The organism is Tautonia sociabilis (assembly GCF_003977685.1).
GTDB classification, from domain to species: Bacteria; Planctomycetota; Planctomycetia; order Isosphaerales; family Isosphaeraceae; genus Tautonia; species Tautonia sociabilis.
The window spans coordinates 17,937-43,177 of sequence record NZ_RYZH01000024.1 but is presented as its reverse complement, the minus strand read 5'-3'; the positions used below and the strand labels follow the sequence as shown (position 1 = coordinate 43,177).

22 protein-coding genes are annotated in these 25,241 nt (G+C 70.7%); 11 read left to right on the top strand and 11 right to left on the bottom strand.

Going from position 1 to position 25,241, the window contains the following annotated elements; all coding sequences use genetic code 11:
* Positions 1 to 86: 86 nt before the first annotated feature.
* From TsocGM_RS13390 to TsocGM_RS13380, 3 genes are all read left to right on the top strand, one after another.
* Entirely contained in the window at positions 87 to 1,082 is a 996-nt protein-coding gene (locus TsocGM_RS13390; protein ID WP_126725929.1) for a type I phosphomannose isomerase catalytic subunit, read from the top strand.
* Between the two features lie 49 nt (positions 1,083 to 1,131).
* Positions 1,132 to 2,391 (top strand): hypothetical protein, encoded by a 1,260-nt coding sequence (locus TsocGM_RS13385; protein WP_126725927.1) that lies wholly within the window; start codon positions 1,132 to 1,134, stop codon positions 2,389 to 2,391.
* A 98-nt stretch (positions 2,392 to 2,489) separates the two neighbouring features.
* Positions 2,490 to 2,621, top strand: a complete 132-nt coding sequence (locus tag TsocGM_RS13380) for a 30S ribosomal protein THX (RefSeq protein ID WP_126725925.1) — start codon at positions 2,490 to 2,492, stop codon at positions 2,619 to 2,621.
* Positions 2,622 to 2,783: 162 nt separating this feature from the next.
* Here the strand turns inward: TsocGM_RS13380 and TsocGM_RS13375 are convergent, their stop codons facing one another.
* From TsocGM_RS13375 to TsocGM_RS13355, 5 genes are all read right to left on the bottom strand, one after another.
* Positions 2,784 to 4,097: an amidohydrolase family protein gene (locus TsocGM_RS13375; RefSeq protein WP_126725923.1), complete on the bottom strand. Its 1,314-nt coding sequence runs from the start codon at positions 4,095 to 4,097 to the stop codon at positions 2,784 to 2,786.
* 23 nt (positions 4,098 to 4,120) lie between these two features.
* Positions 4,121 to 6,301, bottom strand: coding sequence for an ABC transporter permease subunit/CPBP intramembrane protease (locus TsocGM_RS13370; protein ID WP_126725921.1), 2,181 nt, complete (start codon positions 6,299 to 6,301; stop codon positions 4,121 to 4,123).
* A gap of 297 nt (positions 6,302 to 6,598) precedes the next feature.
* Positions 6,599 to 7,357, bottom strand: a complete 759-nt coding sequence (locus tag TsocGM_RS13365) for an ATP-binding cassette domain-containing protein (RefSeq protein WP_126725919.1) — start codon at positions 7,355 to 7,357, stop codon at positions 6,599 to 6,601.
* Positions 7,358 to 7,632: 275 nt separating this feature from the next.
* On the bottom strand, positions 7,633 to 8,760 hold the full coding sequence (mqnC, locus tag TsocGM_RS13360; RefSeq protein ID WP_233578851.1) for a cyclic dehypoxanthinyl futalosine synthase: 1,128 nt from the start codon (positions 8,758 to 8,760) through the stop codon (positions 7,633 to 7,635).
* Positions 8,705 to 9,565 (bottom strand): menaquinone biosynthetic enzyme MqnA/MqnD family protein, encoded by an 861-nt coding sequence (locus TsocGM_RS13355; RefSeq protein WP_126725915.1) that lies wholly within the window; start codon positions 9,563 to 9,565, stop codon positions 8,705 to 8,707. Before TsocGM_RS13355 ends, mqnC begins: the two co-directional genes overlap by 56 nt.
* A gap of 265 nt (positions 9,566 to 9,830) precedes the next feature.
* Between TsocGM_RS13355 and dprA the strand changes: the two genes are divergently transcribed.
* The gene (gene dprA, locus TsocGM_RS13350; protein ID WP_233578848.1) at positions 9,831 to 10,958 is read left to right on the top strand and encodes a DNA-processing protein DprA; all 1,128 of its coding nucleotides are present in this window, start codon (positions 9,831 to 9,833) and stop codon (positions 10,956 to 10,958) included.
* Between the two features lie 12 nt (positions 10,959 to 10,970).
* Here the strand turns inward: dprA and TsocGM_RS13345 are convergent, their stop codons facing one another.
* Positions 10,971 to 12,242 (bottom strand): hypothetical protein, encoded by a 1,272-nt coding sequence (locus TsocGM_RS13345; RefSeq protein WP_126725913.1) that lies wholly within the window; start codon positions 12,240 to 12,242, stop codon positions 10,971 to 10,973.
* 259 nt (positions 12,243 to 12,501) lie between these two features.
* Between TsocGM_RS13345 and TsocGM_RS13340 the strand changes: the two genes are divergently transcribed.
* The 3 genes from TsocGM_RS13340 to TsocGM_RS13330 are packed head-to-tail and all read left to right on the top strand — an operon-like array spanning position 12,502 to position 15,951.
* Positions 12,502 to 13,371 (top strand): hypothetical protein, encoded by an 870-nt coding sequence (locus tag TsocGM_RS13340; RefSeq protein ID WP_126725911.1) that lies wholly within the window; start codon positions 12,502 to 12,504, stop codon positions 13,369 to 13,371.
* Between the two features lie 19 nt (positions 13,372 to 13,390).
* Positions 13,391 to 14,185: an ABC transporter ATP-binding protein gene (locus tag TsocGM_RS13335; RefSeq protein WP_126725910.1), complete on the top strand. Its 795-nt coding sequence runs from the start codon at positions 13,391 to 13,393 to the stop codon at positions 14,183 to 14,185.
* Positions 14,182 to 15,951: a putative ABC transporter permease subunit gene (locus tag TsocGM_RS13330; RefSeq protein ID WP_233578841.1), complete on the top strand. Its 1,770-nt coding sequence runs from the start codon at positions 14,182 to 14,184 to the stop codon at positions 15,949 to 15,951. Before TsocGM_RS13335 ends, TsocGM_RS13330 begins: the two co-directional genes overlap by 4 nt.
* Before the next feature lie 145 nt (positions 15,952 to 16,096).
* Here TsocGM_RS13330 and TsocGM_RS26510 read toward each other — a convergent pair whose 3' ends face one another.
* Genes TsocGM_RS26510 through TsocGM_RS13320 form a run of 3 tightly spaced genes read right to left on the bottom strand, consistent with a single transcriptional unit; the run spans position 16,097 to position 18,696 of the window.
* Positions 16,097 to 16,261 carry a hypothetical protein gene (locus TsocGM_RS26510; protein WP_199756780.1) on the bottom strand — a complete coding sequence of 55 codons (165 nt, stop codon included), beginning with the start codon at positions 16,259 to 16,261 and terminating at the stop codon, positions 16,097 to 16,099.
* Positions 16,248 to 17,633, bottom strand: coding sequence for a glycosyltransferase family 9 protein (locus TsocGM_RS13325; RefSeq protein ID WP_126725908.1), 1,386 nt, complete (start codon positions 17,631 to 17,633; stop codon positions 16,248 to 16,250). The genes TsocGM_RS26510 and TsocGM_RS13325 overlap by 14 nt, the downstream gene beginning before the upstream one ends.
* Positions 17,608 to 18,696: a glycosyltransferase gene (locus TsocGM_RS13320; RefSeq protein ID WP_126725906.1), complete on the bottom strand. Its 1,089-nt coding sequence runs from the start codon at positions 18,694 to 18,696 to the stop codon at positions 17,608 to 17,610. The genes TsocGM_RS13325 and TsocGM_RS13320 overlap by 26 nt, the downstream gene beginning before the upstream one ends.
* A gap of 555 nt (positions 18,697 to 19,251) precedes the next feature.
* On the opposite strand from TsocGM_RS13320, the gene TsocGM_RS26505 reads away from it, so the two are divergent.
* Positions 19,252 to 19,674, top strand: a complete 423-nt coding sequence (locus tag TsocGM_RS26505) for a hypothetical protein (RefSeq protein WP_199756779.1) — start codon at positions 19,252 to 19,254, stop codon at positions 19,672 to 19,674.
* A gap of 99 nt (positions 19,675 to 19,773) precedes the next feature.
* Here the strand turns inward: TsocGM_RS26505 and TsocGM_RS13310 are convergent, their stop codons facing one another.
* Complete coding sequence (locus TsocGM_RS13310) at positions 19,774 to 20,730, bottom strand: glycoside hydrolase family protein (RefSeq protein ID WP_126725904.1); 957 nt, start codon at positions 20,728 to 20,730, stop codon at positions 19,774 to 19,776.
* A gap of 105 nt (positions 20,731 to 20,835) precedes the next feature.
* Positions 20,836 to 22,485, bottom strand: a complete 1,650-nt coding sequence (locus TsocGM_RS13305; RefSeq protein WP_126725902.1) for a sulfatase-like hydrolase/transferase — start codon at positions 22,483 to 22,485, stop codon at positions 20,836 to 20,838.
* A gap of 213 nt (positions 22,486 to 22,698) precedes the next feature.
* On the opposite strand from TsocGM_RS13305, the gene TsocGM_RS13300 reads away from it, so the two are divergent.
* The 3 genes from TsocGM_RS13300 (at position 22,699) to TsocGM_RS13290 (ending at position 25,192) form a co-directional block, all read left to right on the top strand.
* Positions 22,699 to 23,601, top strand: a complete 903-nt coding sequence (locus TsocGM_RS13300; protein WP_126725901.1) for an SMP-30/gluconolactonase/LRE family protein — start codon at positions 22,699 to 22,701, stop codon at positions 23,599 to 23,601.
* Between the two features lie 66 nt (positions 23,602 to 23,667).
* A complete protein-coding gene (locus tag TsocGM_RS13295) occupies positions 23,668 to 24,108 on the top strand; it encodes a RidA family protein (RefSeq protein ID WP_126725899.1) in 441 nt (146 codons plus the stop codon).
* Positions 24,109 to 24,175: 67 nt separating this feature from the next.
* Complete coding sequence (locus TsocGM_RS13290; RefSeq protein ID WP_126725897.1) at positions 24,176 to 25,192, top strand: hypothetical protein; 1,017 nt, start codon at positions 24,176 to 24,178, stop codon at positions 25,190 to 25,192.
* The last annotated feature ends 49 nt before the right edge of the window (positions 25,193 to 25,241 follow it).

Sequence of the window (25,241 nt, the reverse complement as noted above, 5' to 3'; positions counted from 1 at the left end):
GTTTTCCCGTACAAGTCGTGCTGCCCCGCCCCGAGGAGGGGGCCGCCGAGCATCCTCGACGATCGACCGACGCGAAGGGACGAGTCATGACCACCTCGCCTCCCCTGGGCCCGCTGCGGTTCGAGCCGATCCTGAAGCGCCTGATCTGGGGGGGCCGCCGCCTGGGGAGCGTGCTGGGCAAGCCGATCGGCCCGGAATCGGACTACGCCGAGTCCTGGGAGATCGCCGACCACCGCCACGGTCAGAGCCTCGTCGCCGACGGGCCGCTGGCCGGGACCTCGCTGCACGAGCTGGTCCGCTCGCGGGGGGCCGAGTTGCTCGGCCCGGCGACGGCCCCTCGCTCCCAGTTCCCCCTGCTGGTGAAGTTCATCGACGCCCATCAGGTCCTCTCGGTCCAGGTCCACCCCGACGACGAGCAGGGCCGTCGGCTGGCCGACGACAACGGCAAGAACGAATCCTGGGTGGTCATCGCCGCCGAGCCGGGCAGCACGATCTTCGCGGGCCTGAAGGACGGCGTCACTCGGCCGCGGTTCGCCGAGGCGCTGGAACACGGCCGGGTCGAGGAGCTGTTGCACGCCTTCGAGCCAAAGCCCGGCGACTGCATCCACATCCCCGCCGGCACGGTGCACGCCATCGGCGCGGGGGTGATGCTGGCCGAGGTCCAGCAGATGTCCGACGCCACGTTCCGGGTCTTCGACTGGGGGCGCGTCGGCCCAGACGGGAAGCCAAGGCCGCTGCACATCGCCGAGGCGTTGGAGGTCACGGACTTCTCCCAGGGGCCCGTCGGCCCGGTACGGACGCAGCCGGAGCCGGTCGAGGGAGGGGTGCTCGAACACCTGGTGCGCTGCCCGTATTTCTGGCTCTCCCGGCTCCGGCTCTCCGGCCAGGCGACGGTGGGAGACCCCGACGGGGCCCGGTTCACGGCGCTGATCGGTCTGGGGGGAGCGGCAACGGTGCGGTCGGGGGGCGAATCCTACCGGGTCGGCTTCGGCCAGACGCTGCTCCTGCCGGCCTCGATCGGGGCCTGCCCGATCTCTCCCGAGGGGGGAGCGGCGATGATCCTCACCTGCTCGGTGCCCTGAGTCGGGCCGGCGCGCCGCCCGCCTCGGGGCCTGTTCCCGGAGCCTTGTCGTGGCCGAACCCGCCCGATCGTCGCTCCCCCCGGCACTGGATCGCGAAGCAGCCTGGCCGAGATACGCCCGGATCCTGGGCGCCCTGAGCACGTCGGGAGACGCCCGGGCGCTGGTGCTGGCGGGGCTCGGCCTGCTGCTGATGCAAGGGGGCTGGGCGGCGCTGGATGTCGCCTTCGGCCGGGAGCCGGGGGAAACCCTCCGGGAGGCGGTCGGCCCGGGAGGAGTGCCGGGCTGGGACTCGGCCGCCGGCGGGCCCGGGCTGGTCGGGGCGATGACCACGGGAGCGATGGCGGCGGCTCGGCCGATCCGGGTGCTCCTCGGGCCGATCGCCGGCGTCTTCGCGATCGGCCAGGGGAACGGCTCGTTCTGCCGGTCGGCGCTGGCGACCCTCTGGGTGCTGCTCGTCTGGGGGGTGGCCGGAGGGACGATCGGCCGGATGGCGGCACTCCGGGCGGGGGGATCGATCGAGCGGCCCAGGCTGCGGACCTCGCTTCGGTTCGTGCTCCGTCGAACGGGGGCGCTGGTGGCGGCCCCCGTCGTCCCGCTGCTGCTGCTGGGACCGCTGGCGGCCCCGGGAGCGGTTCTCGGGCGGCTCGACCAGCCGGGTGCCCCGGAGGCCGACGCGGTGGCGGAGGTGCTGCTGGGGCTTCCCCTGGTGCTCTCGGTTCCGATGGCGATCCTGCTGATCGGAGTGGTGATCGGCTGGCCGCTGATGGTGCTGACCGTCGTCGTGGAGGGGGAAGACGCGTTCGAGGCGATCGGCCGGAGCTTCGGCTACCTGGCTTGGCGGCCGGGCTCCTTCGCCCTGGCGGTGCTGGCGGCCTGGGCGGGAGGGGCGGCGGGAATCCTGATCGCCTCGGCGTTCGCCCGGCTGGTGGTCCACCTGACCGCCTGGTCGCTGGCGATCGGAGGGCCGGAGGACCGCATCGGACCGGCGTTTTGGCTCGGATCCGGGCCGGGGACGGCCGGGCCTCCGGCGATCGGGCCCTGGTCGGCCGTCGTCGGCGGGCTGCTGTCGGCCTGGATCTTCACCTATGCCTGGTCGGCGGCGGCCCGGATCTACGTGCTGCTGCGGCAGGAGGTCGACGGCACCCCCTGGGCCGACCTCGGCCTCCCCGAAGAGGACGCCAGGCCCTTCGCTCCCGGCCCGGTCCCTGGGCCCGACCCGGACGATCGGGGCGATCCGTCGTCGCCTGGAAACCAGGAAGGCGGGAAACCGCCCCCGCTCGGCCTGGAATCCCCCCCGGCCGGCTGGTAAGATGACAGCTTCCGATGTCTCCACGGGGGGGAGGGTGTGCCCGAGCCGGGCGGCCGGATCGCCCCCATCCGATCCACTCAGCGAAGGACGACCCGCCGATGGGCAAGGGTGATAAGCGGACCAAGCGCGGCAAGCTGTTCCGGCACTCCTACGGCAAGAGCCGACCGAAACCGCGCAAGATCCGGCAAGACAAGGCCAAGGCCGCCGCACCCCCCCCGACCGAGGGCTGAGCCAATCGCTCAGGCCGGGCGGCCTCGGGTGTTCCCGACCGCGGTGAGGGCCGGCTCCCCCCCGCCCAGGCACCATGGCGTGCCGTGCTCGGGCGGTCAGGGCCGCCCCGGATCGCTTCTCCGTCCGACCGCCCGTCGAAGCCCGGCGCGAATCTTGGCCTCTCAGAATGGAGAGGAGGGAAGGTCCGCGCCCGGGGGCCAGTCCGGGTTGGGGCGGAAATGGCCCTCGAAGCAGGAGGCGGCGACCGGCAGGTCGGAGTCGAGCAGCAGGGAATAGGGATCGGCGTCGTCTCGGTCCGGGAGCGGGACGAGGGCCAGGTCGGCCGACTTGCCGGGCTTGAGGCTGCCGGTGACGGTGTCGGCCCGGAGCGCCCAGGCGCCGAAGAGGGTCCCCATCGTCAGCAGAAGCTGGCCGCTGAGCGAGGGATCGCGGCGGCGGAGGAAGCGGATCTCGTCGAGGATGGCAAGGCTGGGGGCCGAGGCCCGGCTGTCGGTCCCGAGGCAGACGACAACCCCGTGCTCGAGCATCTGGCGGAACGGGTGCGGCCGGTGGCCGAACCGGGCGTGAGTGCGCGGGCAGTAGGCAACCGCGACCCGGTGGCCGTCCGGGGCGGCTTCGGGGCGGAGCTGCCAGAAGTCGTCGGGCTCCAGGTAGGTGCCGTGCGCGATGATCCAGTCGGCCTGGCGGAGGGCCCCCTGGCGGACGTAATCGGCCGGCTCGGGACTGAGCGGTTCCCACTCATCGTCCCAGGCGCCGAGGTCTTCGAGGAAGCGGCGCAGGCGGCCGGATCGGGAGCGGAGCAGCTCCAGCTCCTCGGGGAGCTCGGCCAGGTGGGTGGAGAGCGGCATCCCGCTCGAGGCGGAGCGGTGGTAGAGCCAGCCGGCGGTGCTGTAGGGGGCGTGCGGGCTGAGGCCGGGCCGGGCGTTGGCGACAACCTGCTCGGCCGGGCCGATCGAGCCGATCCAGTCCCAGGCGTGTCGGTTGGTTTCCAGCCCCCGCATGCGCCTCAGCCCGATCAACTCGGCGAACACAACGGCTCGGAGCGGGGCGGCGGAGACGGCCGGCCAGCTCAGGCCGGCGGTGGCGGTGTCGGCCAGCAAGGTGGTGCCGGCGCGGATGGCCTCGTCGAGGTTGCGGTCGACGGCCGACCGGAGGGCCTCGGCAGCGCGGTCGCGACGGTGGGCGATCACGCGACGGAGCCAGTCGATCTCGTCCTCGGGCCACGATTCGGGATCGTCCCGGTCGGGCTCGCCGCCGAGGGGGGAGAGCTCCAGGTGGGTGTGGGCGTTGACGAAGCCGGGGAGGATGGCGATGTTGCCCAGGTCGATGTCGGCGGCCCGGGTGCCGGGGGCGGCCGGCTCGACGGCGAGGATGCGGCCCGACCGGATCGTCACCCGGGCATCGGGAACCGGATCTCCCTCGACCGGGAAGGCGAACCGGCAGGCCAGAGTGAGGTCGTCGGCGGCGGTGGGCATTGGGGATCGGGCTCGGGGGAGCGTCATTCGGGCCCGGCGGCGGAGGCGCCGGCGAGCTGATCGGCCGGAAGATCGGCGGCGACGGGATCGTCCGCCTTAGTCTGCCCGATCCGGTCCAGCACCGCGAGCAGGCCGATCGAAGCCACCGCGCCGAAGGCGACGATCGGCCATCGATAGAGGAACAGGGTCTGGTCGCGGTACAGCCACCCGACCGAGAGCGACGGGCCGAGCACGGCAAGGGCGTTGTTCGTCAGGTGGAAGGCGATGCTGGGGAAGAGGCTGCGCGTCTTCAAGGCCATCCAGCCGAGCACCAGGCCAAGCAGCGCGGCATTGAAAAATTGTTGGAAAAGGCTGATGAGCACGTGCAGGAAGGCGAACAGGAAGGCCGAGAGGACGATCGCCACCCCTCTCGAATGCGCCGTCTCCAGACCGGAGAGGATGTAGCCGCGGAAGGCGACCTCCTCGCAGATGGCCGGGATGACGGCGATCAGCAGCACGGCGGTCGCCAGGTTGGGGATGGCGGCCTGGAGGGCCTCCAGGGCCTGTTCGACGGCGGGAGGGATGGGGAAGAGGTCCGTGACGACGGGCCGAAGCTCCGCCGTCAGCGGGTTGAGCGTCGCCGCCAGGCCGGTCGCCAGCAGGATCGGCGCCCAGCCGGGCCATCGCAGGCGGAGGGTCCGCCGGGGGCTGGAGGTCAGGACCAGCGCCATCGCCGTCGGCGGCACCAGGATGAAGACGAGCTGGCCGAGGGCCAGGGCCACCAGGGGATCAGTCCTGGTCAGCAGGATCGACGTGTACCAGGACAGCGCCAGGATGATCGCGAAGCAGGCGACCGCCTGGCCGCCGGAGGGGACCGGGCCGCGATCCCGGACGAGGTGGCGAACCCAGGAGCCGAGGTCGAACCGCTCGGCCTCCCGGAAGAGGACCTGCTCGGTGCGGAACTGGCCGACCGCCCAGCGGAGGGCAATCAGCCCGTAGACGATCGTCGACAGCAGCACCGGCAGGAAATACGGCCGGGCCTCGACGTACTGCTCCAGGATCAGCTTCTTCAACAGCAGCGAGACGCCCGTGATCGGCACCAGGCTATAGAACGGGTTCAGGTCCACCCCGGGCATGAGCGTCAGGAAGATCAGCGGCAGGGAGATCAGGTAGAGGGGCGTCATGTAATACTGCCCCTCCTTCATGCTCCGGGCGAGCACGGCGAGGGCCAGGCAGACGGCGCTGAAGAACCCCGAAAGCGGGATCAGCAGAACGACGATCCAGGCCAGCGCGATCGGCGAGGGGGGGGCCAGCTCGTCCATGGGGGAGCCGGGCCCGGCGGCTCCGGCGGCGAGCTGCGGCCCGAGGACGGCCATGGTCAGCCCCATGCTCGCCAGGTTCAGCAGCGCCGTGCCGGCGCTGGCGGCCATCACGGTGAGGAACTTGCCGACGACGATCTCCGAGCGCAAGGCGGGACTGATGAGCAGCGTCTCCATCGTTCCCCGCTCCTTCTCGCCGGCGCACAGGTCGACCGCCGGATAGAAGGCGCCGGTCAGGGCCATCATCACCAGCAGGAAGGGGAACAGGCGGGCCCAGACGCTCACTCCCGAGGCGGAGGAGCCGAGAACCTGCCGGGCGAGATCGACCGCCTCGACCTCGACCGGGGCGACATACTCGGCGGGCTTCTCGTCGGCGGCCAGGCGCCGGGCGACGATGGCGTCCTGCCAGCGGGCGATCACGTCCTCGACAACCTGGTACGTGGCCAGGCTCTGCTCGTCGGAGCGCAGGTAGGCGATCTTGAAGGTGGGACGCTCCAGCCGAGTGATCTGCCCCCGGACCTCCGCCGGGATGTCGACGATCACGTCGGCCTCGCCGTTCCGGAGGGCGGCCAACTGCTGCTGAGGATCGTCCCAGCGGCCCCCGGGGGGAACGGGCTCGATGAGCAGGGGAGGGGAGCCGCCGCCGTCGAACAGCCCGGGGTCGAATCGGAGGAAGCCCCCCTCCCCCTCGGTCAGCAGCGGGGGCTCGTCCGGCAGATACTCGGCGCCGACAACAACCACGCGGCGAACCGTGTTGTCGAACGCCTCGGCCAGCGTCTTCACCGTGAAGCCGAGGATCGGGTAGAGCAGCACCGGCAGGACGAAGATCATGAAGATGGTCCGGCGGTCTCGGAGCTGGTCGCGCAGCTCTCGGCCGAAGATCAGGCGAATGCGGGACCATCGCATGGTTCGACGCGCTCGGAAGGGGTCTCGGGGATCGGCCGGCGGCGAGAGGCCGGGGCCGGGGGCTACTGACTCATGCGAGGGGACCAGGACCAATTCCCGACGCCGGACAACTGGAGCGAGAACCCCATCGTCGGCCGATCGGGGCCGGGAGCATCACGGCGAGGGCCAAGGCGGCTCCCCCCGAGGGGGGCCTCCTCCCCTCGTCAGCCCTCAGCCATCCCCGGGGCCGCCGGTCCCCGATGCGGTCCGGCCCGCCTCGTCGCGACGGACGTCGTCTCGCCGAGGGGGGCCGGCCGGTTAGGCGGAGGCCACGGCGTCGGCGTCGGCCCGCTCGACAAGGTGGAAGAACAGCTCCTCGAGGTCGGGCTGGTCGAACCGCTCGAGCAGCTCCCCGGGCCGGCCCTCGGCCTGCAATCGGCCCTTGTAGATGATGGCGACACGATCACAAAGCTTGGTGACCTCCTGCATCGAGTGGGTGGAGAAGATGATCGTCTTCCCCCGGTCGCGCAGCTCGGCGATCTTCAACAGCACGGCTCGGGCCACGAGCACGTCGAGGCCGGAGGTCGGCTCGTCGAAGATGAGCACCGGCGGGTCGTGGACGATGGTCCGGGCGATGGAAACCTTCTGGCGCATGCCCGTCGACATCTTGGAGCCGAGCACATCGCGGAACTCGTTCATCTGGAGCCAGGAGAAGATCTCCTCCATGCGGGCCTTCAGGGCGTCCCCCTCGATGCCGTAGAGACGCCCGAAGTACTCGACAAGCTCCCAGGCGGTCATGCGATCATAGACGCCGGTGTTCGACGACATGAACCCGATCCGGGCGCGGACCTCCTCCGGCTCGAGCACCACGTCGTGGCCGGCGACGATCGCCCGGCCGGCGGTGGGCTTCAGCACGGTGGAGAGGATGCGCAGGGTCGTCGTCTTGCCCGCGCCGTTGGGGCCGAGCAGGCCAAAGATCTCGCCGGGACGGCATTCAAAGCTCACGTCGTCCACCGCGGGGACCCAGCCCCGGCGGTAGTCGAAGAACGCCTTGCTGAGGTGCTCGACCTGAATCATCGGGGCCGCCCGACCTCTCTCGATCAGTCGCAAGGGGGGGGCGGCTCCGATCCGCCCGACGGGGAACCCTAGGCCATTCTATTCCCGAAACGCGAATCGGGAACACAATCGAGCACGCCTGGCTCCTCGGCGACCGTCCCCCCGACGGGCGGCCTGGCGGTCGTCCGAGTCGGGGCCCTCCCGAGGGGACGGGCCTCGGCGCCCCGGCCGACCGGCCTCCCCTCCCGCTCCAACGTCTCGGGGCGGCCTCCGGCGCCTCCCGCCCCGGACGGCGATCAGACCGGGACCGGCTCGCCGGCCGGCTCGGCCAGCGGATCGGCGTCGATGTACTCGTAGAACACGTTGCGCTGCCGGGGGACGTAGCCGGCCTCCCGGATGGCTCTCCTGATCTCGTCGAGCGACAGGTGGAAGACGGTCCCCGCCTTCGACACCACGTTCTCCTCGATCATCAGGCTCCCCATGTCGTTGGCGCCGAAGTACAGGGCCAGCCCGCCGATGGCGGGGCCCTGGGTCACCCAGGAGGACTGGATGTTGGGGATGTTGTCGAGGTAGAGCCGGGAGATCGCCTGGACTCGGAGGTATTCGTGGGCCCCCTTGGGGGGAATGTGGTCCATCTCGGTGTGATCGGGCTGGAAGGTCCAGGAGATGAACGCGGTGAGGCCCCCGGTGTCGTCCTGGAGGGCTCGGCAGCGCTCCATGTGCTCGATGCGTTCCTCCAGCGTCTCGACATGGCCGTACATCATCGTGGCGGTGGAGATGCCGCCGAGTTCATGCCAGGCGCGGTGGACCTCGAGCCAGTCGTCGGTGAGGACCTTCCCCTTGGTGAGGATCTTGCGGACCCGGTCGACGAGGATCTCGCCGCCGCCGCCGGGCAGGCTGCCCAGGCCCGCCTCCTTGAAGCGGCGGAGGACCTCGATGACCGGCATCTTGAACTTCTTCGAGAGGAAGTGGATCTCCGGCGGGCTGAAGCCGTGGATATTGACCTGGGGATAGGCGGCCTTGATGTCGCGCAGCAGGTCGATGTACCAGTCGAAGGGCAACTCGGGGTGGAGGCCCCCCTGCATCAGGATCTGGTCGCCGCCCAGCTCCACGGTCTCCCGGATCTTCTCGAGCAGCACGTCGCGGTCGAGAACGTAGGCGTCGCTGTCCCCCACCTTGCGGTAGAAGGCGCAAAAGTGGCAGATCGCCGCACAGACGTTCGAGTAATTGATGTTGCGGTCGATGTTGTACGTCCGGTACGGCTCGGGGTGGAGCCGCTTGCAGACGAGGTCGGCGGCGCGGCCGAGCGAGAGCAGGTCCCCCTCCCGGAGCAGCGTGACGCCTTCGTCGAAGCAGAGGCGCTGGCCGTCAACGGCGCGACGCAAGATCCGGGAGACGTCGGGATTGGGCGTTGACGAAGGCAAGGTCCACATCCTCCGGGGCGAGCCCCAGCGCGGCGGCCTTCCGGGCGAAGAGTCGGAGGGCCTGCTCCTCCGCCTCGCCCAGATCATACGAGATATTGCGGGTCAGGTAACCGATGCAGTCGTCGCGATCGAGCCCCAGCCCGGGGCCGTCCCGCTCGGCGATCGCGCCCACATTGGCCAGGCCCTCGGCCCGGCACCGGACGAGCCGCTCCGGCAGGTCGCCCAGCTCGACGCCGGCCCGGGCCACCCAGAGGGCGAAGACGAAGGGCAGGCCGGTCAAGCCCCGCCAGGCCTCCGCCAGATCGACGACGGCGTGGAAGGGCTCGTCCGGATCGCGCATGGCGCGGTCCCCGATCAGCAGCACGGCATCTGCGGTGCTCTCCTGCACGGGCACCCCCATCGGCAGCGGCTCGACCACCTCGGGACGCACCCCGTGCGCCTCGAGCAGCCAGACCAGGGCCAGCGCCTGGCTCGTGCGGGAGCCCTCGTCCAGCGCCAGCCGACCAACGCGACCGAACGGCACCCGGCTGTACAGCTTCACGCTCCGCACCGGCCCTGCGGAGGCGATGGCCAACCCCGGGATGATCCGGTAGCCCAGGTGAGCGCCCCTCAGGTACTCGACCGAGGGGATCAGCGCCACGTCCAGCCCCCCCGAGGCGAGCCGGTCGGCCAGCCGGCTGGGCAGATCCATCTCCAGGAGGACCCCCGGCGCGATCGCCTCGAGCCCGAAGTACAGCGGCTTCGCGTTCAGATACCGAACGGCCCCCACCCGGAGCGGGCTCCGACCGGCCTCGGCCTGGCTCATGGACGACAGGTCCCGGTGGCGGCCCCGTGCTCGCCGGGGCTGCGGTTTCAGAAACTTCTGAACGGATTATAGGCATCCGTGCCGGGGCGAACAAGGCCGGCCGGGGGCTCGGCCCGCTCGCTCGCTCCGGCTCGACGATTGCCCGAGAGGGCGGGGCAACGCTACAATCCCGGGCCGGGCGACGAGTGAGCGCGCGAGCGAGCGAGCGATCGGCCAAAGACGCCCCGTCCTGCTCTCACCGGCCGAGCCCTGCCCGAGGCGGACCGTGCCCGACCCCGACGACGCGGACGATCCCGCGCTGCTGGACCTGATCTGCCTGGCCATGATCCCCGGCGTCGGGCCGCTCACCAGCCGGGCGCTGCTGGACCACTTCGGCGACGCGGGGGCGGTCCTCTCGGCCTCGGTGTCGGACCTGAAGCGGGTGCCCGGTGTCGGGCCGAAGCTGGCGGAGAAGATCGCCGTCGCCCGGAGGGAGCTGGACCCTCACGTCGAACTGGAGCGCTGCCGGCGGCTCGGGGTCCGGCTGGTCCGGTTCGATGACCCGTCGTACCCGGAGCCGCTGAAGACGATCCCGGACCCGCCGGCCGTGCTCTACGTCCGAGGGGAGCTGGAGCCCGGAGACGCGCTGGCGATCGCTCTGGTCGGCGCCCGGAAGGCAACCCCCTATGGGATGCGGATCGCTGAGCGCCTGGCCGGCTCGCTGGCGAGGGTCGGCCTGACGGTCGTCTCGGGCCTGGCCAGGGGGATCGACGCGGCGGCCCACCGCGGCGCGATCCGGGCCGGCGGGCGGACCATCGCCGTGCTGGGCAACGGCCTGTGCTCGATCTACCCGCCGGAGCATGCCGAGCTGGCGGCTCAGGTCGCCTCCTCCGGAGCGGTGCTCAGCGAGCATCCGATGGAGCAGAAGCCGCTGGCCGGCCTCTTCCCCCAGCGGAACCGACTGATCGCCGGGCTCTGCCTCGGGGTGGTGGTCGTCGAGGCGGCTCCCCGGAGCGGTTCCCTCTCGACGGCCCAGCATGCGATGGAGCAGAACCGAGAGGTGTTCGCCGTCCCCGGGCCGATCGACAGCCTGGCCAGCCGGGGCTGCCACGCCTTGATCCGGGACGGCGCCCGGCTGGTCGAGACGGTCGACGACATCCTCGAAGAACTCGGGCCGCTGGCCCGGGCCGTCCGGGTCGAGCCCGAAGCGCCCACCATCCGCCACCCGGCCGAGCTGTCGCTCTCAGACCACGAGCGATCGCTGCTGGGGCACCTCGACGACCTTCCGAGAGGGGTCGACGAGCTGATCGTGAGGACGGGCCTGGCCCCGTCTCAGGTGATGGCGACCCTGGCCGTGCTGGAGATGAGGCGGCTGATCCGGAGGGGACCGGGGAACATGTTCACCAGGATCTGATGGCCCCGGAGATCAGAACGCCTTGGCGGAGCCGGTCGCGGCGCGCCCCCGGCCGGCCTGGTTGAGCCGTCTCGCCCCCATCCAGAGAAGCGTTCCGGAACCGCCGAGCAGGGCGAGCAGCAGGGAGCCGGGCTCGGGGACGGCGGTGGAGCCGGTCGGATCGGAGCCGGTCGGATCGGAGCCGGTCGGATCGGAGCCGGTCGGATCGGAGCCGGTCGGGTCGGAGCCTCCCGACGAGCCGGGAGGGGGGGGCGCAGGAACGGGGCGAAGCAGGAAGGCTCGGGTCGTCCCGTGGTAGGTGCCGGTGCCGACGATCAAGCCGCTGTCGTTGATGGCCGAGGCGACCTGGAGACGCCAGCCGCTGCCAGGATCGATCAATCCGTTCAGGTCGAGCATCCCGTCCTCCTCGGTCCAGAGAAAGGCCCGAGAGCCCCCGGTGAACGCGACCTGACCGACGACCTGGCCAAGCTGATTGATGTCCAGGCCGTAACTGGAGCGGCCGCCGGGCAGGACTCCCAGGGCGGCGAGCTGGCCCGGACGGCCGACGAAGGCCATCTCGCTGCCGGAGGAATCGACGGAGAAGCCGGTGATCAGGCCGTCATTGTTGATCGCCGTGGCGGTGCTGGCACCGCCGCCGGGAAGGGTCCCGGCATAGCGGATCCCCTGATCGTCGGCGATGAAGGCGCGGGCGATCCCCCAGCGATCCCGGGCCAGGCCAACGACCTGGCCGAGGTCGTTGATGTCAAACGCCTGGCTGAAGGAGCCCCCGAAGAGCAGGCCGAGATCCTCGAAGGTGCCGTCGGAAGCGATCCGGAAGGCGACGGTCCGGCCGTCGCCGCGATTGCCGGTGCCGGCGATCGCGCCGGCCTCGTTGATGGCGACGGCCTCGCTCCAGGAGCCCCCCGGCAGGGTCCCTAGGTCAACCATTCCCCCGTTCTCGGCCCGGAAGGCTCGGGTCGTGCCGGAGCGGTAGTCGCTGGTGCCGACCACCACGCCGGCGGAGTTGACACCCTGTCCCCGGCTGGAACCGCTCGCGCCGGCAAGCGAGCCAAGCCCCTCGACCGGGCCGGACCCCGAGGAGAGAAACGCCTGAATCGCCGAACCGGACCAGGCGGCGCCGGCAATCTGGCCCGAGTCGCTCATCGCCAGGCCGAAGCTGACCGCCCCCGGGTCGACCGGCCCCAGGTCGGTCACCGTATACCTCGGCCACGACCCGGCCCAGGACAGGGGGCCCGCGGAGGTCCACGCCAGCATCGCCAGGGCGATCGCGACCAGCGGACGCATGAGGAGAAGTGGCCTCGAGAACAGGCTCGGGTGCAACGTCGCGGAGCACCACCAACCTAGCTTCATTGCAACCGCGCAACAAGGAAAAACCGCGTGAATCCGACAGATTCTCCATGCAACAATGCATGTATTGCTCCGCCCGCCGGGAGGGCGCTGGAGGCGGTCCTGAGGTCCCTTGTTCGGGGGGCGAGGGGGGCCGTATAGTTCATCGATCCGACCCGTCCGGCGGCGAGCCACCCCGGCCCGGAGCCCTTCGCCGATGCCCCCTCGCCTGGTCTCGCTCGGGATCTTGTTGCTCTGGGCCGTCTCGGCCTCCAGCCTGCTGGTGCGCGACGTGCTGCCGGACCTGCTGGTCGGGCCGCCGCCGGATCTGCGCGACGTGGCCCGGGCCGACGATTCGGCCGGGCCGACGCGGTGGACGATCCTGGTGGACGACCCTTCGGCCGAGGATCCGGACGATCTTCGTGCCGTCGGCCTGGCGGTGACCGAAACCGATCGGATGCCGGACGGGCACGTCCGCCTGGGCAGCGAGGTGGTCTTCGACGCCGGGGCGATGCTCCAGCGGACGCCGCTGGAGGGGACCGACGGCCAGCGCCTGGTGGTCAAGAGCGTGCTGGACGTGGACCAGGCGGGGAACCTGAACATGCTCCGCACCGCGGTCCGGATCGAGGGGGATCCGAGCGAGCTGCTGATCCTCGAAGGGCACCTGGAGGACGATGCCATCGCGATCACGGCCCGGGGGCCGATGCTCGTGTTCGGCGAGCGCACCTTCCGCTTCCCGTACCGGGCGCGGGGGATGGTGCAGAATTCGCTGTCTCCTCTGGAGCGGATTCCCGGCCTGCACGTCGGCCAGCGTTGGGAGAGTCGGGTGGTGAGCCCCCTGACCGGCCGGGTGGAGACGGTGCACGTCGAGGTGACCGACCGCAACGTGATGGTCCCTTGGGGGGATGGCCTGGTGCCGACGTTCCTGATCGAGACGCGCATGGCCCTGCCGATGCGGGTGGTCCGAGCCCGGACCTGGGCGCGGGAGTCCGACGGCCTGGTGCTTCGGCAGGAGGTGCCGCTGATGATCGTCACCCTGGTGCTGGAGCGCCAGCCGCCGCCCCCCGGGGCGGTCGAGAACCGATGAGGCGATCGGGGAGCCGGCGATGATCGAGCTGATCGGCGTCACCAAGAACTTCGGCCGCAAGCGGGCCGTCGACGGGCTCGACCTGATCGTGCGGTCGGGGGAGCTGTTCGCCTTCCTCGGGCCCAACGGCGCCGGCAAGACCACGACGATCAAGATGATCTGCGGCCTGCTCACCCCCTCGGCCGGGGAGGTCCGCGTCGGCGGGTTCCCCGCCACGAGCCGGGAGGCGAGGCAACTGATCGCCTACGTGCCCGACCAGCCGTACCTGTACGAGAAGCTCACCGGGCGGGAGTTCCTCCGCTTCGTCGTCGAGATGTACGGCCTAAACCGGGGGAGGGCGACGGCGAAGATCGAGGAGCTGATCGACGTCTTCGAGATGCGGGACTACATCGATGAGCTGTGCGAGAACTACTCGCATGGGATGAAGCAGCGGGTGGTCTTCGCCTCGGCCCTGGTGCACGAGCCGAGGGCCCTGATCGTCGACGAGCCGCTGGTGGGGTTGGACCCCAGGAGCGGCCGGATCGTCAAGGATCTGTTCCTCGCCCAGGCCCGATCGGGCGTGGCGGTCCTGATGTCGACGCACCTGCTGGCGATCGCCGAGGAGTTGGCCGACACGATCGGCATCATCGACCACGGCCGGATGCTCTTGACCGGCTCGCTGGCGGAGATCCGCCAGCGGGCTCAGATGCACGGCCCGCTGGAGGACCTGTTCCTGAAGCTGACCGGCGGCGACCGTCCGAGAGTCTCGGCCGAGCCGGCCGAGGACGCGCCGGGGGCCTCGGAGCCGATCGAGCTGGGGGACCGCCTGCCGTGAACTCCCCGAGCCTCCCCGTTCCCCCCGACGCCCTCCCCTCCCCGCCTCCGATGGCCCCCGACGGCCGGATCTCCCGGGCGTTCGGCTTCCTCCGGCGCCGGCTGGTGGCCAACCACCGCCGGGCCTTGCTGTCGCAGTCTCGACTGCGGCTGGCGACGGTCCTCATCTGCTCGACGATCTTCTGGGCCGGCCTCTTCGTGCTCTTCTTCGAGGGGTTCCGGTTCCTCGACGACTACGTCCAGGTGACCAACGAAATCGTCGAGTACCTTTTCAGCATCTTCTTCCTCTCGCTGCTGATCATGCTGCTCGTCTCGACCGGCATCATCCTCTACGCGGCGCTGTTCCGAGCCCGGGAGGCGGCCTTCCTGATGGCCTCTCCGGCGCCGGAGGACCGGATCTTCGCGCACAAGTTCCTCGAGGCGATGGCCTTCTCCTCCTGGGGCTTCCTCCTGCTGGGCAGCCCGATGATGGTGGCCTACGGGATCACCTCGCTGGCCCCCTGGCCGTTCTACGCGCTGGCGTTCGCCTATCATGTCGGCTTCGTGGCGATCCCCGGCGGCATCGGGGCGATCGGCGCGATCCTGCTGGCGAACCTGATGCCCCGGCAGCGGAAGACGGTGCTGGGGATCGTCTCCGTGCTGTTGCTCGGGGGGCTGATCCACACCGGCGTGCAGGTCTGGAGCACGCCGGGATCGAAGCTCTCGGGAGAGTGGATGAACGCCCTGCTGGACCGGCTGGAATTCAGCACCAACCGGCTGCTGCCGAGCCGATGGATCGCCGCCGGCCTGCTCAGCTCGGCGAGGGGGGAGTGGGGGGACAGCCTCTTCTATCTCGGGGTGATGCTCTCGCACGCCGCCCTGGCCTACCTGGCGGCGGCGGTCGTGGCGCGCGACCTGTACCGCCCCGGCTACAGCCGGGTGCTGGGGGGACGGACGGCCCGTCGCCATTTCGGCTGGTACGGGGCCGACTTGGCCTTCCACCGCGCCTTCGCCTTCATCCCCGAGCCCATCCGGCTGATGATCCTCAAAGACCTCCGCACCTTCCGGAGGGATCCGACCCAATGGTCCCAGTTCCTGATCTTCTTCGGCCTGCTGGCGTTCTACTTCGTGAACATCCGCCGGCTGGGCTACGACGTCCAGAACGCGTACTTCCGCAACCTCCTGAGCTTTCTGAACCTGGCGGTGACGGCGCTGATCCTCTCGACCTTCACCAGCCGGTTCATCTTCCCGATGCTCTCGCTGGAGGGGAGGAACCTCTGGCTGCTGGGGCTCTTCCCGGTGCGCCGGCGGTCGATCATCTGGGGCAAGTTCGCCTTCGCGGCGGGGATCTCGCTGGTGGCGACCGAGGTCCTGATCCTGCTCAGCGGCCTGATGCTGAAGATTGGCGGCGCGATGCTCGCCCTGCACGCGGCGATCGTGGCGGTGCTGTGCTTCGGGCTCTCGGCGATCAGCGTCGGCCTGGGGGCCCGGCTCCCGAACTTGAGGGAGGAGGACCCGTCGAAGATCGCCGCCGGCTTCGGCGGGACGCTGAACCTGCTGGTGAGCCTGGCATTCATCACGCTGGTGATCGCCCCCCCGGCGATCCTCAGCCACCTGTACTTCGCCGGCCAGGACGCCGACATGGCCTGGATGCTCGGCCGCCAGGCCGAGTCGTTCCTCTATCCCCGGCTCCTGATCGCCGGGGCCATCAGCCTGGCCTTTGGGGCCATCGCCACGATCGTGCCGATGCGGATTGGCATTCGAGCCTTCGAGCGAATGGAAATCTGAGGAGAGGCTCCGCCCCCTCCCCGGGCCGGCCTCCCGACCCCGGCGCGGTGCCCTCCCGAACATCGTCGGCCGATCGGCCCGGCCCGATCTCCGGCGCCTCCTCGGGCCTTCGAGCGATCGAGGGCGGCCCCGAGCAGGCCCCGATTCAGCGAGGCCCGGCGAACTGCCGGATCGCCTCCCAGACGCCCGGGGCCCGCTCCTGGAGGACCATCCGGGCATAGAGCAGGCCGAAGACGACCGCCCAGCACAGAGCGAGCCACGATCGCCAGTCCCGGCGAGGGCTCCCGGTCGTCGGCTCAGAGCGGAGCATGGGGCGACTCCGAGCGGTGCAGGCGGGCCCACCAGCGCTGGCAGGCCCGGTAGACCCGGTCGGGGGTCAGGCCGGTCATGCAGGGGTGGTCGGCCAGGGGGCAGGCCTTGCGGTGGCAGGGGCGGCAGGGAACGTCGTGCCGCAGGACCAGGCTCCGGCGCGACCAGGGTCGCCACTGGGCGACCCGGTTGGTCCCGCTGAAGAGGACCACCGAGGGGACTCCGGCGCAGGCGGCCAGGTGGGCGGGGCCGCTGTCGGCGCCGAGGAACAGGTCGGCGCGCTCCAGCAGGGCGGTCGTCTCCGAGACGGCAAGCCGGCCGGTCCAGTCGCGCAGCGCCTCGTGAGGCGAGAGCAAGGAGGCCAGCCGGGCGTCGTCGGGGCCGCCGACGACGACCACACGCCAGCCGTCCCGGAGGAATCGGCCGAGCAGGTCGTCCCAGTGGGGGAGCGGCCAGCGCTTGGCGAGCGTCCCGGCGCCAAGGTGGACGGCCAGCAGCGGCGCCGGCGAGCCGAACCGGCCCGCGTGCAGCCAGTCGGGCTCGACTGGCTCCGCGGAGGAGTCGGCGGCCTCGGCGTCGGGAGAGAATCCCCCCCCGGGGCCCGAGGCCGCGACCGCCACCGGTCGCCGAGACGGCCGACGGGCGGGCCAGGCCTCCCGAAGCAGCCGGGCGACCCGGGCTCGGTCGCGGTCGGAAACGTGGACCGAAACGCGAGGTCCCTCGGCGTCGGCGGCGGCCTCCCCCCTGCCCTCGTCGGGCAGGCCCATCGCCTCGAGCAGGGCGAGGCGAGAGCGCACCTCGTGGCGCCCGGGCTCCCAGCGCGCCAGGTCGGTCAGCAGGAACCCTCCCCCTCCCATCGCCCATCCCACCCGTCTCGGGATGCCCGCCAGGGCCAGGACGAGGACCGAGAGCACGTCCCCCCGGACGTCGATCCCCACGTCGTACCCCTCCGATCGCACGGCGAGGCCCAGCGACCAGACGGCCGAGCCCAGCGCCCACCGGCCCGGCCTCCGCTCGAACCAGTTCCGGTCGGCGAGGATCACCCGATCGACCATCGGCTCGGCCTCGAAGACCGCCCGGTTGCTCGGCGAGGCGAGCACGTCGATCGTCGCGCCGGGGAACCGACGCTTCAGCCGGGGAAACAGCGGGCTGGAGAGGACCGAGTCCCCCAGATGGTCGAGCTGGACGACGAGGATCCGCCTCGGCTCCGGCCAGGGCCCCAGCGGCCGGACCAACCGCCAGGCGCGCATCACCAGCCCGCCAACGGCGTCGAGCGCGGCGACGAGCACCCGCCAGCGCCACTTGCTGTAGCGATAGCGGCGGACCGGCACGGGCCTCGGCGCCCGATCATCCTCTCGGGGCGATCTCGTCATAGACCTCCGCCGTCCTCCGGGCCACGGTCGCCCAGAGGTACCGCCGACGGACACGTTCGGCAAGCTCAGTTCTCCCCCGTCCCGCCTCCCAGGCGCGGCGGAGCGCCCCCGCAATCTCCCCCAGCTTGCCCGGCCGGGCGTAAAACGCCAGGTCGCCGAAGTACTCTCGGGTGCAGCCGAACGGGGTGATCACGACCGAGCAGCCCGCCAGCGCGGCCTCCAGCGCCGCCAGGCCGGGCGTCTCGAACCAGCTCGGCAGGGCGAAGACCCGGGCCGCCGCGAAGGCCGACGCGAGGAGCGGGTCGTCGGCGTCCATCCTCGGAACCCACCGGACGAGGGGGCCGCCCTCCTGCCGACACCTCGACGCGTACGGCTCGTGTCCGGGCACCGGATCGCCAATGACCACCAGCGGCAGTCCCTCCCGAGCCGCCCCCCGCACCAGGTTCAGGACGTTCTTCCTCGGCTCGATCCTCCCCGCGAAGAGGACGAACTCCCCCGGCCCGAACCGGTCCCGGAACGGGGCCGGGTCGGCCCCCTGGACGGTCGGCTCAACCCCGTTCGGGATCACCCGGATCTTCGACCGATCGAGCCCGAAGAGCCGGGAGAGCTGCTCCCCCTCCGCCCGGGAGTTGGGCAGAACCGCTTCCGAGAGGCCCAGCAGCTCCCGTCGCCAGCCGGGAAGCCTCGGAATCGCCCGGCGGAGGGCCCACGCGCCCAGGTCTCGAGCCGCCCGGAGCCGGCCCCCCGCCAGGGCGGCCAGCGCCGACGGCTCGAACCAGCAAATCGGCGAGAGCGCCACCGCGACCCCTCTCGAGCGGGCGACCCGGGCCAGCTCGAGCCCCTCCCGGCTCATCCCAAACAGGTGCAGCAGCCTCCCTCGCTCCAGGCGGTCGGCCCAGGGATTGAACGGCCGAACCGAAAGGCCAAGCTCCTCCAGGTGTCGGGCCGTCCTCGCGAGCTGAACCTCCCCTCCTCCCGGCGCCTGGAAGGCGTGCGACGGCGCGTGCAGCAACACGGCGCCGGGCTCCATCGGGCCGAGCGAACGCTGGAGAAGCCGATCCATCGAGGAGCCTTCCCGACGATCGGCGGTCGGCATCGGATCGGAGCGGGCATCCGGTTGGCGACTCATGCGGCACCGCCTGGGCCGATCGCCGGGAACGGGGGCGCGACCATTCGGCTCGAGGGCAATCCCGCCGTTCCCGGAAGTCCCCCGCCCCCCCCTTCCCCGACCGATCGGCGATTCGAGCCATTCAGAAGGCGAAGACGGATCGGCGAGCGAGCCACCAATCCAGAGACCGGCATGCTCCCGTCAGAAAACCGGCGAGACGCCAGGACCTTGGCGGGGAGATCCGCGGACAGGGTTCGGGGACAAGGCGGCCCTCCCAGGTGCAAACCCCCGCGCAACCAGGGCTTGCGAACAATCGCCCCAACCCGCTCCAAACCGCGGCACGGGCCGTGCGATCCCCCCCATACCGGCCCGGGCGGCGGCCAATCGCCTCCCCAGGGAAGGGGCGAGCGGCCGCAGGAGGCGGCGGATCGACGAGTCGGACGCCGCCCGGGTCGACCGTTCGATCGCGGATTGGCAAGTGCTTCGACCCAGACGAGAGAGGTTCTTCGCATGTTCATCAAGACGAAGGTCGCGAGCCTGCTCGGCGCCCTGGTCGTCGGCGGGATGGTCACCCTGGGGGCCCCGCAACCGGCGAGGGCGCAACTCGGCGGCTTCGGCCAGAACTTCGGCTACGGGCCGGGGATCACCCCAACGGGAAGTTTCGGGAGCATCAACCTGAACCTGGGCTTCGGCCAGGGGTACAACCCGGGCCCGGCCTGTCGGCATGGCTGCAAGGTGCCCTGCCGGCACGTGCCGCCCCCGACCTGCCGGCTCCCCTACCGCCCGGCTCCGGGGTTCGGCGGGTATCCGGGCTTCGGATTCGGCGGCGGCATGTATTACCGCGAATTCCGCACCGGCTACGGCTTTCCCGGCTACGGCTTCCCCGGCCACGGGAGGCACGGGGGCCACGGCCGAGGCCGGCATTGCTGGTAACCGCGATCGCCTCCCCCGAGCAGGCCGGAGGGCCGGGGCAGGGACGCCCCGGCTCTCCCCAATTCGAGCCGAGTCTCGGCAGGAACCTGCCGGCCAAGCTCAGCGATGATCCGATTCGTCCCCCGTTCCCGGATGGCGGTACCGGCGCACCTCGGGGTGCATCGTGTAGAGGACCGGACCGCCCGGCTCGTCGACGAAGATGCCGCTGGAGCTGTTGTTCCGGACAATCGGGTTGCCGGGATACTTCTCCCAGTGCACAAGGTCGGTGGACCGGGCCACGCAGGTCGTCCAGTCTCGCCAGGGGCGATGGGCGTTGGCATGGTAGATGCCGTAATAGACGCCGTCGCGCTCGATGACCTGGTTCATCGCCACGGCCGTGCTGTCGTAAGGCTCGGGGCCCAGCGCGAGCACCGGGTCGTCCTGCACGTTGGTCCAAACCTTCAGGTCGGCAGAGGTGGCGAGCCAGACTCCCCGGTCGCCGCGCTCGTAGAGCAGGTGCCAGAGGCCGTCCTTGCGGAGAACGGTGGGAGTGCCGTAGGGGCCCGGGGGGATCGGGCGGCCGTCGGCGAGGCGGACGTCGAGCGGGCCCCGCTCCTGCCAGCGAAGCCCGTCCTCGGACGTGAGCAGGTGGGCGACGTCGTCTCGACCCTCGGCGAACATGAGGTATCGCCCGTCGTGGCGGAGCACGCACATGTCCTCCACCCAGGTCGGCGCGGACAGCGGCCCGCCGGGGTGCCGAACCCACGATCTCCCGTCGGAGGAGGTGGCCAGGCCGAGGAACCGGCTGGGGGACCGCTCGACGTTGTAACCCGTGTACCAGAGCTTGTACGATCCGTCCTCCTCCCGGAGGATCCAGCCTCGCTCTCGGATGCGGGCGTCCCAGGAGTCGCCGCCGGCTCCCCGGAAGAGGGGGTTCTGGGGGATCGGCTCCCAGCGGACGAGCCAGTCGGGGAACGGCTCGTCGCCGGCCCATGCCCCCGAAGCCAGGGGCAGCGTCAGCGCCAGGGTCAGGGCCAGGGGGACGATCCCCGCCCGATTGACATCGCGACTGAACATAAAGGTTCCTCCGATTGAATCGCCTCCCGGCCGACGATTGGGGCCACCGGAACGGCCAGGGCGAGGCCTCGGCACGCTCAGGGCTCAGGACGCCGGGCCGGGCAGTCAGCGGCTCAGGAGCCGGGGGGCGTGCATGGCGTCGGCGAAGGGGGCCCCGGTCCGGCGCAGCTCGGCGACGGTGCGCTCTCGGAGCGACTCCAGGACGGCTCGGTACTCGGGGTCGGCCGCGAGGTTGTGCAGCTCCTCGGGGTCGGCGTCGAGGTCGTAGAGTTCCTCGGGCTCGCCTTCGGCGAGCGTGCGGATGTACTTGAAGCGGCCGTCTCGAAGCAGCACCCACCACGGGACGCCGCCGACCTCGGTGAGCTTCGAGCCGGTGGGGATCGGGGAGGTGTCGGAGCCGTACGCTCGGCCGAGGTGTTCCATGAGCATGGGGTGGGGCCAATCGGCCGACCGGGGGGATTCCAGCAGGGGAGTGATGTCCCTCCCGTGAAGCTCCCAAGGAATCGCGATGCCGGCCCGGGCGGCAATCGTGGCCACGAGGTCGGGGGCGTTCACCGCGACGGAGCACGTCTCGCCCTCGGGGAGCGTGCCGGGCTGAGACACGATGAGGGGAGAGGCCACCGCGGCGTCGTAGGGGGCGAGCTTGATGCTCATGCCGTGCTCGCCGAGCGCGTAGCCCTGATCGGCGGTGAAGATGACGAGCGTGTTCTCACGTTGACCCGTTTCGTCGAGCGCGGCGAGCAGCCGCCCGACCCCCTCGTCGAGGGCCCGGGCGCACTCGTTGACCTGCTGAACCCAGTCCTGGAAGTCGAGGCCGGGCTCGTCGGTGTCGAAATTCCCCTCGCGGGGGGCTCTCGTCTTCATGACGGGGAGGCCGCCGGGGCCGGGCTCCCAGGCCTGGGTGTGCTCCAGGTAGGAGGGCTTGTCGGGCCGGGGGCCGAAGATGTCGTCGGGGACCGGGGCGGTCTGGCCGTCGTAGGAGCCCTGGTGGCGGGCAGCGGGGGTGGTGGGACCGTGGACGGCGCCGTAACAGAGCCAGAGGAACCAGGGTTTGTCCGGATCGCGGCGGGCTCCCCGGATGACGTCGAGCGCCCACTCGGTGTAGTTGTCGGTGGAGTAGCCCTCGACCCGACGCTCCTCGTCGTTGAAGGCGAGGATCTGATCGTGGAAGTAGTTCCCGGCGTTGTCGGGGTGGGCGGGCCGGTTCCAGACGATCTGATCGTCCCAGTCTCGGCCGAAGCCGGTGTCGGTGCCGGTGTGCCACTTGCCGATCTGGGCGGTGTGGTAGCCGTGCCGGCGGAAGACGGCAGGCCAGAAGGGGGCCTGTTCCGGGTCGTAGGTGCTGCCGGGGTATTCGCCGGCCATCCGCAAGGACTCGATGCCGTGGGGAAGCCTGCCGGTGAGGATCGAGGCGCGGGAGGGCATGCACCAGGAGCCGAGGTAGGCTCGGTGGAAGCGGACGCCCCGGGAGGCCAGGCGATCAATGTTCGGCGTCTGGACCCAGGGCGGCGCCTCGGGATAGCAGCCGACGGTCTTGTACGGCTGGTCGTCGGTGTAGATGAGCAGGATGTTGGGCCGATCAGGGGGGGCGGAGGTCGCTCGGGGCGCTCCGTCTCGGTCGACGACGACGTCGAACTCCGGCTGCCGCTGGGTCCCCTCGGGCCCCTGCGCGATCGCCGGGAAGGGGGCGGGAGCGAAGGCGAGGAGGACGGCGAAGGCGAGCCATCGGGCGAGTCGGCGGGAGGCGATCAGCATGGGGGACCCCTTCTCCATTGGTGCCGACCCGTACGATAGCGACCGGCGGAAGGGCGGGAAAGGCGTCGGCAGTCTCTCGAAACCGGCTCGCCGCCCGGTTTACACGGGGCCTGAGACGCAGAACAATGGCGGTCGCCCCGCGACCGGCCGGCGGGGGCAATGACGATCGCAACCGCGGCGCGGGGCTCGGCCGGCTCGATCGGGGGGCGAACGATGGCGGCTCGAATCGGCGGGTTCCTGGGGCTGGTGGCGGTGCTCTCGACCGGGGCCGCCGGGCAGGATCTGTTTCTCGCCGCTCCCCTGACAAGCCCGGGAGCATTCACCCCGGGAATCGAGGGGCCGGCCTGCGACGCCCAGGGGACCATCTTCGCCGTGAACTTCGCCGAGCAGGGCACCATCGGCCGGGTCTCCCCCGACGGCCGGGGAGAGGTCTTCGTCCGGCTTCCCGGTGAGAGCGTCGGCAACGGCATCGTCTTCGACGCCAGCGGTACCATGTTCGTGGCCGACTACGTCGGGCACAACGTGCTCCGGATCAACCCCGAGACCCGAGCAATCGACGTCTTCGCCCACGAGCCGGCAATGAACCAGCCGAACGACCTGGCGATCGCTCCCGACGGGACCCTCTACGCCAGCGACCCGAACTGGTCAGCGGGATCGGGACAGATCTGGAAGATTTCAACCTCCGGGAAGGTCGACCGCGTGGCCTCGGACCTGGGGACGACCAACGGCATCGAGGTCAGCCCCGACGGCAAGTGGCTTTACGTCAACGAATCCGTGCAACGAAATGTCTGGAAATTCCCGATTCAGGACGACGGCACGCTCGGCGAAAAGCGGTTGATCCGGCAGTTCCCCGACCACGGGTTCGACGGCATGCGCTGCGACTCGGACGGGAACCTCGCCATCACCCGGCACGGCAAGGGGACGGTCATCCTCATGACCCCGGACGGGGAGATCCTGCGCGAGGTGGACGTCCTGGGGAAGTTCCCCACCAACCTCTGCTTCGGCGGCCCCGACGGCCGGACGGTTTACGTCACCGAGGTGGAGCACACCAGACTGGTCTCCTTCCGGGTCGAGACGCCCGGCCTCTCCTGGCAACGGCGCCAGGAGGGGGAGTGACCCCGGCCCCATCGGGGCCGATCGACGACGAAGCTCGACCTGCACACCGAACCAAGGAATGTGCGCATGACGCCGCAAGCGAAGGCCGAGGCCCTGGGAATCACCTTCTCGAAGCAAGCGCCCGGATACCTGGCGATGGTCGTCCGGACGGGGAACCTGCTGATCACCTCCGGACACGTCAGCGACATCAAGGGGAAGCTCGGGGCCGATCTGTCGGTCGAGCAGGGCAAGGAAGCGGCCCGAGAGTGCGCCGTCAAGATCCTCAACTCGGTCTGGAACTTCCACGGCTCGCTCGACGGCCTCCGCGTGCTGAAACTGCTGGGATGCGTCAACTCGACGCTGGAGTTCGATCAGCAGCACCTGGTGGTCAACGGCTGTAGCGACCTGCTTCACGAGATCTTCGGCAAGGACGGCGACGGCTACCACGCCCGAAGCGCCCTGGGCTTCGCCCAGATTCCGACCGGCTCGGCGGTCGAGGTCGAGGCGATCTTCGAGATCAAGGAATGAGCCATCGCCCCGGGGTCCGGGCCATCGCCCGGCCCCCGGTCGGGGCCGTTCCAGAGGAGGGTCCTCCATGACCGGACGTCGGAACGCTCCCCTGATCCGCCTCGCCGACCCGAACGGCCGAACGCTCCCGATCGAGTCCGGCGCGACCTACCCGCCGGGGACCCGGGTGGAGGTCGAGACCGACCGCTACCGGGCCCGCGTCGCCACCGAGGGCTACGTCTCCGGAATCGTGGGCGGCTCCTTCGAGGACAAGCAAACCGGCGCCCGAGACCTCGGCTTCGGGCTCGACGTGGTCGACTTCCTCCTCGAACCGGCCCCGGCCGACGCCCCCATCCCCGAGGGGCAATACGACTTCGGCAACCTCGTGCACGGCAACCTCCCCAAGCGGTATGTCGAAGGCCCCCAGATTTGCACTCAGGCGAAGCTCCTGGCGCCGACCGTGTTCCTCGGCGACGGGTTCGTGGCGATCACCCTGCGCCACGAATGGACGATCTCCTACCCGCCGCACGATCGGGCGGGATCGGTCTGGGAGCAAACGCTCATCTTCCCCGATCGGGAGCGCTTCTTCCTCGCCTCCGATCGGGTGACGACCGTCGCCGAGTCCCCCTGCCTGTTCCTGAGGATCGACCTGCCGGGCCACATCAAGCACCGGCAAGGAGAAGGATTCGAACACGTCTTCCTCAGTTACGCCGACCCCCCGACGATCCCCTCGACCGAGTTCGCCGCCGACTTTCCCCCCGACGCCCGCTTCCTCTACCGTCGCCAGGACGGCCCTCCCCCCGAGCGATTCATCCGATCCTATCAGGTCCCCGAGGGGCCCTGGCTGGCCGGAATGACCCTCCGGCCGGACGACGTGTACCAGGCCTGGTGCCACCAGCGCGGCTACGTCTGCATGATCCAGGAAATCGGCGGCCGACCCACCCGGCCCGGCGACACCTTCGGCGCCGCCTACCTGATCGGCTGGTTCGACGACATCGAGGCGATGGAGCGTGCCTACGACCGCCATCGCGGCATCAGCTCCTGGGAGATCGATCTCGAGGACGGCAAGCCCGCGAGGTTCCGGGGAGTTCCGGGCTCGGGTTGAAGCCCACTCGGGCCAGCGATCGGCTCGCCCCCGCACCGATCAGGGCTTC

Bases quoted from the DNA above. Each gene is read 5' to 3' on its own strand.
- TsocGM_RS13295 (WP_126725899.1), top strand. From the start codon at position 23,668: ATGACGCCGCAAGCGAAGGCCGAGGCCCTGGGAATCACCTTCTCGAAG.
- TsocGM_RS13320 (WP_126725906.1), bottom strand. From the start codon at position 18,696: ATGGATCGGCTTCTCCAGCGTTCGCTCGGCCCGATGGAGCCCGGCGCC.
- TsocGM_RS13325 (WP_126725908.1), bottom strand. From the start codon at position 17,633: ATGACGAGATCGCCCCGAGAGGATGATCGGGCGCCGAGGCCCGTGCCG.
- TsocGM_RS13370 (WP_126725921.1), bottom strand. From the start codon at position 6,301: ATGCGATGGTCCCGCATTCGCCTGATCTTCGGCCGAGAGCTGCGCGAC.
- TsocGM_RS13290 (WP_126725897.1), top strand. From the start codon at position 24,176: ATGACCGGACGTCGGAACGCTCCCCTGATCCGCCTCGCCGACCCGAAC.
- TsocGM_RS13345 (WP_126725913.1), bottom strand. From the start codon at position 12,242: ATGCGTCCGCTGGTCGCGATCGCCCTGGCGATGCTGGCGTGGACCTCC.
- TsocGM_RS13380 (WP_126725925.1), top strand. From the start codon at position 2,490: ATGGGCAAGGGTGATAAGCGGACCAAGCGCGGCAAGCTGTTCCGGCAC.
- TsocGM_RS13390 (WP_126725929.1), top strand. From the start codon at position 87: ATGACCACCTCGCCTCCCCTGGGCCCGCTGCGGTTCGAGCCGATCCTG.
- TsocGM_RS26505 (WP_199756779.1), top strand. From the start codon at position 19,252: ATGTTCATCAAGACGAAGGTCGCGAGCCTGCTCGGCGCCCTGGTCGTC.
- TsocGM_RS13305 (WP_126725902.1), bottom strand. From the start codon at position 22,485: ATGCTGATCGCCTCCCGCCGACTCGCCCGATGGCTCGCCTTCGCCGTC.
- TsocGM_RS13365 (WP_126725919.1), bottom strand. From the start codon at position 7,357: ATGATTCAGGTCGAGCACCTCAGCAAGGCGTTCTTCGACTACCGCCGG.
- TsocGM_RS13300 (WP_126725901.1), top strand. From the start codon at position 22,699: ATGGCGGCTCGAATCGGCGGGTTCCTGGGGCTGGTGGCGGTGCTCTCG.
- TsocGM_RS26510 (WP_199756780.1), bottom strand. From the start codon at position 16,261: ATGCTCCGCTCTGAGCCGACGACCGGGAGCCCTCGCCGGGACTGGCGA.
- TsocGM_RS13355 (WP_126725915.1), bottom strand. From the start codon at position 9,565: ATGAGCCAGGCCGAGGCCGGTCGGAGCCCGCTCCGGGTGGGGGCCGTT.
- TsocGM_RS13340 (WP_126725911.1), top strand. From the start codon at position 12,502: ATGCCCCCTCGCCTGGTCTCGCTCGGGATCTTGTTGCTCTGGGCCGTC.
- TsocGM_RS13375 (WP_126725923.1), bottom strand. From the start codon at position 4,097: ATGCCCACCGCCGCCGACGACCTCACTCTGGCCTGCCGGTTCGCCTTC.
- TsocGM_RS13310 (WP_126725904.1), bottom strand. From the start codon at position 20,730: ATGTTCAGTCGCGATGTCAATCGGGCGGGGATCGTCCCCCTGGCCCTG.
- TsocGM_RS13335 (WP_126725910.1), top strand. From the start codon at position 13,391: ATGATCGAGCTGATCGGCGTCACCAAGAACTTCGGCCGCAAGCGGGCC.